Genomic DNA, 2472 nt, shown 5'->3' with positions numbered 1-2472 from the left:
TTGATCCGGGACCGGTGGCTGTCTTTAGGTGAGAGCTTGCAGCGCGTGCAGCGAAGTGGGCTGTTCATGGCCAGCGGTCCCGGATCAAGTCCGGGACGACGAGGATTAAACTTTCGCCACCGGGTTGATCCTCACTCGCCAGCCTGGCCATGCTTCGCGCTATGGAAAAAGGCGGCTTCAGCTACATCATGGCGAACCGGCCCTTCGGCGTGCTCTATGTCGGCGTCACTAACGACATTCATGTTCGGATGCACCAGCATCACGAAGGGCGCGGATCGCGTTTTTGCCAGCGCTACGGCATCGACCGGCTGGTGCTGGTCGAGCCGCATGCCTTCATTCAAGAGGCCATCGCGCGCGAGAAGCAGCTGAAGGCCTGGCGGCGAGAGTGGAAACTGGAATTGATAGAACAGGCCAATCCGACATGGGATGACCTGTCCGGGTTGTTGTAAATAGGGCTCTAAACGTCCTGCGCGCCGAGCCAGTGCTCGTTTTCGGGCGGGACGAAGTTGACGATCCGATCGATCATCGCCTCGGGGTCCTTCTCGACGATCAGCATCGCGCGGTGGCGCGGCTGGAGGAAGCCTTCCTCCACCACGTTGTCGATGAACTGGCCCAGCCCCGAGTAGAACCCGTTGACGTCGAGCAGGCCCACCGGCTTGTTGTGATAGCCGAGCTGCGTCCAGCACCACGCCTCGAACATTTCCTCGAACGTTCCGATGCCGCCGGGCAGGGTGACGAAACCGTCCGAGAGGTTGGCCATCATCGCCTTGCGCTCGTGCATGGTCTTGACGACGTGAAGCTCGGTGATGCCCTGGTGGTCGTGCTCGCGCGCGCGCAGGGCCTCGGGGATGACGCCGATGACTTCGCCGCCCGCCGCGCAGGCCGCGTCCGCGACCACGCCCATCAGGCCGACCATGCCGCCGCCGTAGACGAGGCCGATGCCGCGCTTGGCCAGCAGCGTACCGAACTGGTGCGCAGCTTCGCGATACAGGGGATTAACGCCCGCAGAGGAGCCGAGATAGACGCAGATCCGCATGATCAGCCAAGCCTCTCGGGGACCGAGCGCGCTTCCTCGACGATGGCGTCCTTGGTGCCGACCGATTCCCACGGGAACACGAACCAGCGCTTGTCCTCGTCACGGTCGATGGCGTCGACGTAGAGTTCGGCCACGGCCTTGGAACGGGTGTTGTTGATCAGCACCGCGAAGCGCAGGTTTTCGGCATCGCAGCCGTTGTCGCCCAGCAGATTGCGGATGTACTCGATGGTGCCGCCGCTGTCGTTGATGTCATCGACGAAGAGCAGGCGCTTGCCCTCGGCGGTCATCCCTGCGACCTTGCCGAGCAGTTCGTCGGCAAAGCCGGGAACCTTGGCCGAGTGGTCGATCGACAGCATCGGCACTTCGAGCTGGTGCGAGATGTAGACCGCCGGCACGAGGCCGCCGCGGCCGACGCCGATGATGAATTCGGGCTGCCATTCGCCTTCGCGAATCTTGCGCGAGAGCACGCGGACTTTGGCGAGGAAGTCCTCGTAGTATTCGAGGTAATGCAGTTGCGGTTCTTCGGTCTGGCTCATGCGGAGCGAATCCTGTCCGGCGATGTCGGGAAAGGTGTGCCGATAGGGACACTATGGCGCAAGGGCAACCGGGTGAGGTGCATCATGCGTCGTTCTCTTCCGTCGAGAGCATCGATTCCACATAGCTGAGGCCCGCGAACCCGTTCTCGATCTCCGACAGAACGAGACTGGCCGCATAGGAAGGGGTGCGTGCGGAGTTGGTACAGAGCGCCAGCGTCATCGGCCGCAGCAGCGCGTCGGAGATGCGGGTGAAGGATACCTGGCCCGCTTGCACTTCGGTGATCACGTCGAGTGAGGACAGGATACCCACGCCCGCCCCGGCCTGCACCAGCGAGGCGATCATCTGGATGTTGTCGGAGGTCGCGATCCGGCTCATGTCCATGCCTGTCGTGCCTTCGAGGACGGCGATCTGCTGGCTGATCGCCAGAACTTCGGCCGGGACGATCAGCGGCTCGCCGATGGCGGCGGAGAAGCGGGCCTCGGACAGTTCGCCCAGCGGGTGCCCCGGCGGCGTGATGAAGCCGAGAACCACTTCCACGAAGGCGCGTACCGTCAGGTCGCGGTAGCTGTGCGGTTCGAACAGGATGCCGAAATCGACCTCGCCGCTGGCGACGGCCTTGCGCACCTCGTCGTTGGCCTGGACCTTCACGCCGACGGTAATGCCCGGATACCGTTCCTGCACCGAGCGGACGACCGAGGGAATGTAGCCCTTGGCCAGCGCGTCGATGATGGCGAAGTCCACGTGACCGCGTTTGAGCCCGCGCAAGTCCTCTATCTGCGCGCGGATGTCCTGCATGTTCTTCTGCCAGCGGTTGCCCGCCGCCATCATGATCTCTCCCGCCGCCGTCAGGCGCAGGCCGGTGGGCAGGCGCTCGAACAGGGGTGTGCCGATCTCCGCCT

4 protein-coding genes are annotated in these 2472 nt (G+C 63.8%); 1 reads left to right on the top strand and 3 read right to left on the bottom strand.

The window, feature by feature from the left end; all coding sequences use genetic code 11:
• Positions 1-161: 161 nt before the first annotated feature.
• Entirely contained in the window at positions 162-449 is a 288-nt protein-coding gene (locus ACYPYD_RS07990) for a GIY-YIG nuclease family protein (protein WP_459662708.1), read from the top strand.
• 8 nt (positions 450-457) lie between these two features.
• On the opposite strand, the gene ACYPYD_RS07985 is transcribed toward ACYPYD_RS07990, so the two are convergent.
• The 3 genes from ACYPYD_RS07985 to ACYPYD_RS07975 form a co-directional block, all read right to left on the bottom strand.
• Positions 458-1036 (bottom strand): LOG family protein, encoded by a 579-nt coding sequence (locus tag ACYPYD_RS07985; RefSeq protein WP_008832237.1) that lies wholly within the window; start codon positions 1034-1036, stop codon positions 458-460.
• Positions 1037-1038: 2 nt separating this feature from the next.
• Complete coding sequence (locus tag ACYPYD_RS07980; RefSeq protein ID WP_036522491.1) at positions 1039-1572, bottom strand: phosphoribosyltransferase; 534 nt, start codon at positions 1570-1572, stop codon at positions 1039-1041.
• A gap of 82 nt (positions 1573-1654) precedes the next feature.
• Positions 1655-2472, bottom strand: an 818-nt coding sequence (locus ACYPYD_RS07975) for a LysR substrate-binding domain-containing protein (protein WP_459662707.1), incomplete at its 5' end; no start/stop codon positions are given.

It is taken from the genome of Novosphingobium sp. 11B (assembly GCF_054589055.1).
Note: the sequence above shows the minus strand (reverse complement) of the source record. Positions and strands in the feature narration are given on the sequence as shown.

Bases quoted from the DNA above. Each gene is read 5' to 3' on its own strand.
- ACYPYD_RS07990 (WP_459662708.1), top strand. From the start codon at position 162: ATGGAAAAAGGCGGCTTCAGCTACATCATGGCGAACCGGCCCTTCGGC.
- ACYPYD_RS07985 (WP_008832237.1), bottom strand. From the start codon at position 1,036: ATGCGGATCTGCGTCTATCTCGGCTCCTCTGCGGGCGTTAATCCCCTG.
- ACYPYD_RS07980 (WP_036522491.1), bottom strand. From the start codon at position 1,572: ATGAGCCAGACCGAAGAACCGCAACTGCATTACCTCGAATACTACGAG.